The 6,154-nt window shown below is 66.2% G+C and carries 3 protein-coding genes and 1 pseudogene; 3 read left to right on the top strand and 1 reads right to left on the bottom strand.

Annotation, left to right across the window (positions count from 1 at the left end; all coding sequences use genetic code 11):
* Positions 1-308 precede the first annotated feature (308 nt).
* The 3 genes and pseudogenes from dnaG (at position 309) to ACFMO5_RS08425 (ending at position 3,897) form a co-directional block, all read left to right on the top strand.
* Positions 309-2,252 (top strand): DNA primase, encoded by a 1,944-nt coding sequence (gene dnaG / locus ACFMO5_RS08435; protein WP_376792305.1) that lies wholly within the window; start codon positions 309-311, stop codon positions 2,250-2,252.
* A pseudogene (locus ACFMO5_RS08430) lies at positions 2,221-2,619 on the top strand (sigma-70 factor domain-containing protein); the annotation flags it as partial. The gene dnaG and the pseudogene ACFMO5_RS08430, both read left to right, overlap by 32 nt.
* A gap of 249 nt (positions 2,620-2,868) precedes the next feature.
* Positions 2,869-3,897, top strand: a complete 1,029-nt coding sequence (locus ACFMO5_RS08425; protein ID WP_376792306.1) for a sigma-70 family RNA polymerase sigma factor — start codon at positions 2,869-2,871, stop codon at positions 3,895-3,897.
* 15 nt (positions 3,898-3,912) lie between these two features.
* On the opposite strand, the gene ACFMO5_RS08420 is transcribed toward ACFMO5_RS08425, so the two are convergent.
* Positions 3,913-5,724 (bottom strand): heme o synthase, encoded by a 1,812-nt coding sequence (locus ACFMO5_RS08420; protein ID WP_376792304.1) that lies wholly within the window; start codon positions 5,722-5,724, stop codon positions 3,913-3,915.
* Positions 5,725-6,154 lie beyond the last annotated feature (430 nt).

The raw sequence follows: 6,154 nt of genomic DNA, 5'->3' as shown, positions 1-6,154 counted from the left end.
GGGGGGGGGCGCGGGGCCCCAATGGGGCCGGGCCCCGCCCCAAAATATTTTTTCATCCCTCTGGGGTGGGGCCGTTCACTCCCCCACCGCATATCCCCCAAAAGGGTGGAAGAAGCACTGCTGTAAAATGCGCCCGAACGGGAACTTGGCAAGATGCCCCGGCGCCGCTATGATGAAAAGACGATATCAGCGGATCAGGACCAGGGGTGAGAGCCTGTCATCCGCCTTCGATCTCCTCGCGGAAAAGGTCAACGCGCGTCTCACCACCGGCTGTAAGATCGTTCACCCATCGCCTTCACGAGGGCTCCATGTCCTTGATTGAGGAGATCAAATCCCGATTGGACATCGTAGAGATCGTCGGCGAGAGCGTCAAGCTGCGCCGTTCCGGGAAGAACTACATCGGGTTCTGTCCCTTCCACCATAATGTGCGCACGCCAGCTTTCGTGGTCTTCCCCGACACTCAAACGTGGCGATGCTTCGGGGCGTGTAACACCGGTGGGGACATCTTCCAGTTCATCATGAAGCGGGACGGCCTGACCTTTACGGAAGCCTTGCAGGTCCTGGCGAAACGGGCCGGCATCCCCCTGGAGCCGAAGACCCCCGAGGCCGAGGCCCGCGAACGGGAACGCGCGCGCCTGCGGGAGGCCATGGAGGCCGCGACGCTCTTCTATCAGCACCAGCTCCGCCAGACATCCGAGGCTGAGCCCGCCCGCGCCTACCTGGCCGCCCGGGGGCTTGCCCCCGAAACCATCGAGCGCTTCGCCCTCGGCTATAGCCCGAGCGCATGGCACGCCCTGATCGATCACATGCTCCGCCGGGGCTTCTCCATGGAGGAGCTCCAGGCCGCCGGCCTGGTGGTGATCCGGGAGGACGGCACGGCCTTCGATCGATTCCGAGGCCGTCTGATGATCCCGATCCGGGACCCCCAGGGCCATGTCATCGGGTTCGGCGCCCGCGCCCTGGGCGATGAGGAGCCCAAATATCTCAACTCCCCCCAAACCCTCCTCTTCGACAAAAGCGCCGTGCTCTTCGCCCTGGACCTGGCCCGGGCGGAGATCCGGCGGACCGGCGTGGCGGTGATCGTGGAGGGCTATTTCGATGCGATCATGGCCCACCAGGCCGGCTTCACCAACGTGGTCGCCGCCTTAGGGACCAGCCTCAGCGAGGCGCAGCTGCGCCTGCTGGCGCGCTCGAAGCGTCTGGTGCTGGCCCTGGACGCCGACCCAGCGGGGATGCACGCGGTGCTGCGCGGCCTGGCCTCGGCCCGCCAGGCCTTCCCGGAGACCACGTTGGAGTTCGGACCCCAGGGGTTGATCCGTCTGAGCGGACAGCTCGGCGTCGACTTGCGGGTGTTGACCCTTCCAGAAGGCGTGGATCCCGATGAGCTGATCCGCCGCGATCCCCAGGAGTGGGCCCGGGCGGTGGAAGGCGCCCGCCCGGTCATCGCCTTCCTCCTGGATTACTTGGCCGGCCAGCATCGTCTGGAGGACCCCAAAGGGAAAGCCGGGTTCGTGCGGGAGGTGGTCCCGATCCTGGCCGCGATCCCAGATCCTGTGGAGCGAGATGTTTACATCCAGCAGGCCGCCCGCATGGCCCGGCTCAATGAGCGGGTCCTCCTGGAACAGGTCACCAGCTATCGCATGAGCGGGCAGGAACGACGACCCCGGAGGGGATCCGCCCCCCTCCTCCCGGTGTCGAGCCAGAAGCCCAAGGAGGGCCCGGAGGCGATCGGGAGCGGGATGGAGGCGGAGGCCACGCTGCTGGCCATGCTGAGCTTAGGGCCAGACCTCCTGCCCTACCTGAACGTCCGCTTCGCGGAGCTGGGTTTGGAGCCGCTCTCGGAGGAGGATTTCCTGGATTCCACCCATCGAGTGCTCTTCCGAAACCTAACGGAGCTCGGCCCGGTGGAGGATTGGCCGGAGGAGGAAAGGGAGACGCCCGGCGGCGGATCCCTGCTGCGGACGCTGTGGGCCCAGCTGATCCAGCGGCGCGAGCCGCTGCTGCGGGGCTTCGACCCGGAGGATGAGCGGTGGGCAGAGGAGGCGCTGCGCCTGGCGCTGTGGCTTCGCGAACAGCGCCTGAGGGAGATCCTCGAGGATCTGCAGGCGCTGACGGAGTCGATGCCGGATTGGCCTCAGGAGGAATTCATGGCAAAATGGCAGGCGCTGAAGGAAGAACTCACGCAGGTCCAGCGCTTCCGGTATCGACGATGGTTGCTGGATGATCGGCTGTCGACCGTTGAGCGCAGGTGACCAAACGTTCCCCGGGTGTTTGCACGATAAACCAACGTTTCACTCACTTCGCTGCAGAGAGGAGCGCCAGCAGATGTCGCAACAACCGTGGGAGAACGATGAAGAGAAGCGGGGCCTCGAAGAGGAATGGATTGAGGAAGAGGAAGGGATCCTTGAGGAGGAAGAGGAGGTTGTCGAGGAGCCCTTCCCCGAGGAGCCCGAGGAAACCGAACTGGAAGAAATCGAAAGCGAAGGGATCGAAGAGGACATCGAGGCCCTGGAGGAATGGTGGGGTCCGGAGGTGACGGAGGACCCGGTGCGGATGTATTTGCGCGAGATCAGCCGGGTTCCGCTCCTGGAGCCCACCCAGGAGCTGGACCTGGCCATCCGCATCCAGGCCCCCCGGCGGCTGGACCAGATCCGTGCGGGCTTGCGCAAGCCCTCGCAGGGTGATCTGGCGATGGCCGTCTACCGCGACCTGGTGGCTGCGTGGGAGCAGGCGGCGGAGACCGCCGCCCGGCTTCGTCGCTCCATGCCCCGCCTCACGGATCTGGTCGCTGATATCAGCCGCCCGGCCCTGGAGGCCCGGGCCGCATCCTTGGAGCCGTTCCTGGAGCGCCAGCGGGGCGGCCGCCGGTTGGCCGACCTGTTGCAGCTGCTGGTTCGGATCTACACGGATCTGTTGCTGCTCCCTCCCGAAGTGCTCTCGTATTTGGTGGAACAGGCCGAGCGCGAAGGGGATCCGGAACGCCGATCTCCCCCGGTGATCCGGTGGCCCAGCGAACGGTCCCTCCGGGCCCACCTTCCCGCCGAAGAGCGCCTGAGCCGTTGGTGGCGGCACGTGCGGGATCAGGCTGCGGAAGCCCGCTCGTGGCTGATCCGCGCCAACCTGCGCCTCGTGGTCAGCGTGGCGAAGAAATACATCGGCCGCGGCGTCTCCTTCCTGGACTTGATCCAAGAGGGGAACCTGGGCTTGCTCCGAGCGGTGGAGAAATTCGATCCCGGGCGGGGGTTTAAATTCTCCACCTATGCGACGTGGTGGATCCGCCAGGCCATCACCCGGGCCATCGCCGACCAGGCCCGCACCATCCGGATCCCGGTGCATCTGGCGGAGTTCCTGAGCCGTCTGATGCGCGCGCAACAGAAACTGCAACAAGCCCTGGGCCGGGATCCAACCCCGGAGGAGCTGGCCCTGGAGCTGAACCTCCTCCTCCCCCAGGAGGTCCTGGAGATCCAGGCCGCTTGGAACGCCAACCAGCCGCTACCGCCCCATCTGGCCCGCCGCCTGCGGGAGGCGACCCGCAAGGTGGAGCGGGCCCTGCGCTGGGCGGCGGAGCCGATGTCCCTGGAGACGCCGGTGGGGGAAGAGGAGGACAGCGAGCTGGCAGACTTCATCGAGGATCAGGGAACCCGCAGCCCGCTGGAGGAAGCGCATCTGACCATGCTGCGGGAGCAGCTGCGGGAGATCCTGAACACCCTGCCCGAGCGGGAGCGGCAGGTGTTGGAGGTCCGCTTCGGGCTGAAAGACGGCCAGTGGCGGACCCTGGATGAGGTGGGGCAGATGTTCGGGTTAACCCGGGAGCGGATCCGCCAGATCGAGAGCAAAGCGCTCCGCAAACTCCGTCACCCGCACTACAGCCGGCGGCTGAGGGATTTCCTGGGCTAAGATCCCCTCGAGGCCCTAATGGATCACGCGATCCAGGACCATCAGAACGAAGAACAGGAACAGATACGCGTTGGAGGCGTGATACATGCGGCGCGCGAGGGCCTTCTCGGGCGCCCGCCAGAGGCGAAAGGCCAGGGCCAGCAGCCAGGCGTCCAGCGCCAGCGCCCCGACCAGATAGATCCAGCCCATCGCCCCCAGGGCGAAGGGGGCGAACGTGAGCAGCGTGAGGAGGATCGTATACAGGAAAGCCTGGAAGGCCGCCGGCCGCGCCCCGCTCACCACCGGCATCATCGGAACCCCCGCCTCCCGATAATCCCGCTCCGTCAGGATCGCGAAGGCCCAGCTGTGCGGGGGCGTCCATAAGAAGATCAGAGCGAACAGAAACAACGCCATCGGATCGACCCGTCCCGTCACGGCCGCCCAGCCCACCATCGGCGCGAACCCTCCGGCCGCCCCTCCGATCACGATGTTCTGCGGCGTCCACCGCTTCAGCCCCATCGTGTAGATCCCCACATACCAGACCCATCCCGCCAGCGCCAGCAGCGCCGCCGTCGTGTTCACAAACGTCCACAGGAGCAGAAAGCCCAGGGCCGAGAAGAGCAGCGCGACCCCGGCCGCTTCCCCTGGCTTAATCCGACCGGCCGGGATCGGGCGGCGGGCCGTGCGATGCATCCGCCGATCCAGCTCCGCATCCCATACATTGTTCATCGCGTTGGCCCCGCCGGAGATCAGAAAGCCGCCCAGCAGGGTGTAGATGAACGTGAGGATGGGCGGGAGCCCCCCCTGCGCGATCATCATCGCCCCGGCCGTGGTCACCAGGAGCAACGCCACGATCCCTGGTTTCGTTAAAGAGAAATACGGCTCCCACAGGTTCCGCAAACGGACCGTTTCCTCCGGGATCCCCTCCACCCACTGCGCCTCCCCCAGCGCCCAGATCCAGGCGATCCCCACCGAGGCCCAGATCGCCGTAGCCAGCCCCAAATGCAGGGCGTTCAACAAGGCGGGGAACCCCATCCATAAGTTGATCGCCCCCAGGGCGATTTGGATCAGGTAGAGCGCCAAGGCCGCCAGGATCCAGCCGAAGATCCCGCGGGGCACCCCCTCCCAGGTCGCCAGCCGAACGGTGAGCCAGGCCATCGCCAAGCCCACCCCCAGCGTGACCAGCCGGTGCAACATATGCACGCGGCCCAACAGGTCGCCCGGCCAGATGACCCACCCCTCGCAGAACGGCCAGGTCGAGCACGCCCACGAAGCGCCGCTCCCCGTTACCGACGCCCCCACCAGGATCAGGGCGAAGAGCCCGATGCCGGTCATGCCGATCCAACGCACAGCGGCGGCGGCCGGTTGAACGGAGGAGAGGTCCCTGCGAGGCGGATGCTCAGTCCACGGGGCGGAAGCTCGCACCGCCGCGACCAGCGTCAGGGCCAGGATCGTTAACGCTAAGGCCAGATGGACCGCCACCATCGTGGGGGGGAGCTCCAGGATCACCGTCAGCCCACCCAGCAAGGCCTGCCCGAAGACCAGCCCCAGCGCCCAGAACAGCGGGCGGTAAAGATCCGGGCGGCGCTCCTTCCACCACGCCATCAGCGTGGAGAGAACGAGCAACGGCGTCACGCTGGCTGCCAGGAGCCGGTGGATCCACTCGAACCAGGCGGCGATGTCACCCAGAGGAGGGATCACCCGTCCATAACACAACGGCCAGTCCGGGCAGCCCAGGCCGGAACCGGTGCTGCGCACCAACGCGCCCCACATCGTCAGCAGGCCGATGGCCGACGCCGTGATCCCCAACAGGATCCGTAACCCCACCGAGGCTTTCCCACGCTCCATGTCAACGCTCCCGGGATGCGATCAACGCCACCGGATATCTCTACAGGAAAGGCGATCCTGCGCACCGTCTCTCTCGATCGTACGATCCCTCTCCTAAAATGATAGCGAACAAAACCCAATTCTCCCACCCCAACCGCTCGAATTTCCGTCCTGGAGCTCCACTTAGCGACTCATCTTCCCTGTCGGGCTTTCCACAGGTCCCGTTTCGAAGACCTTCTCCACCTCTGGGCAAGGTAAACCGAGCGCAGCGCCTTATCGGGACGCGAACGCGGGCTTCCGCTGAAGACCCGTGGAGCCGCGGGGTCGATAGAACCCCCGGAAGTGGCGCCAGCGCCACCACACCCCCACCGGGTAGCCGCACATCTTGGCCAGGTCCCCCCAAACGCGAATCCAGGGGATCCAGAGGGCCATGCGGATCCGATCCGGCCAC

It is taken from the genome of Thermoflexus sp. (genome assembly GCF_042408365.1).
In the GTDB taxonomy this organism is placed as follows: domain Bacteria; phylum Chloroflexota; class Anaerolineae; order Thermoflexales; family Thermoflexaceae; genus Thermoflexus.
Note: the sequence above shows the minus strand (reverse complement) of the source record. Positions and strands in the feature narration are given on the sequence as shown.

Bases quoted from the DNA above. Each gene is read 5' to 3' on its own strand.
- dnaG (WP_376792305.1), top strand. From the start codon at position 309: ATGTCCTTGATTGAGGAGATCAAATCCCGATTGGACATCGTAGAGATC.
- ACFMO5_RS08420 (WP_376792304.1), bottom strand. From the start codon at position 5,724: ATGGAGCGTGGGAAAGCCTCGGTGGGGTTACGGATCCTGTTGGGGATC.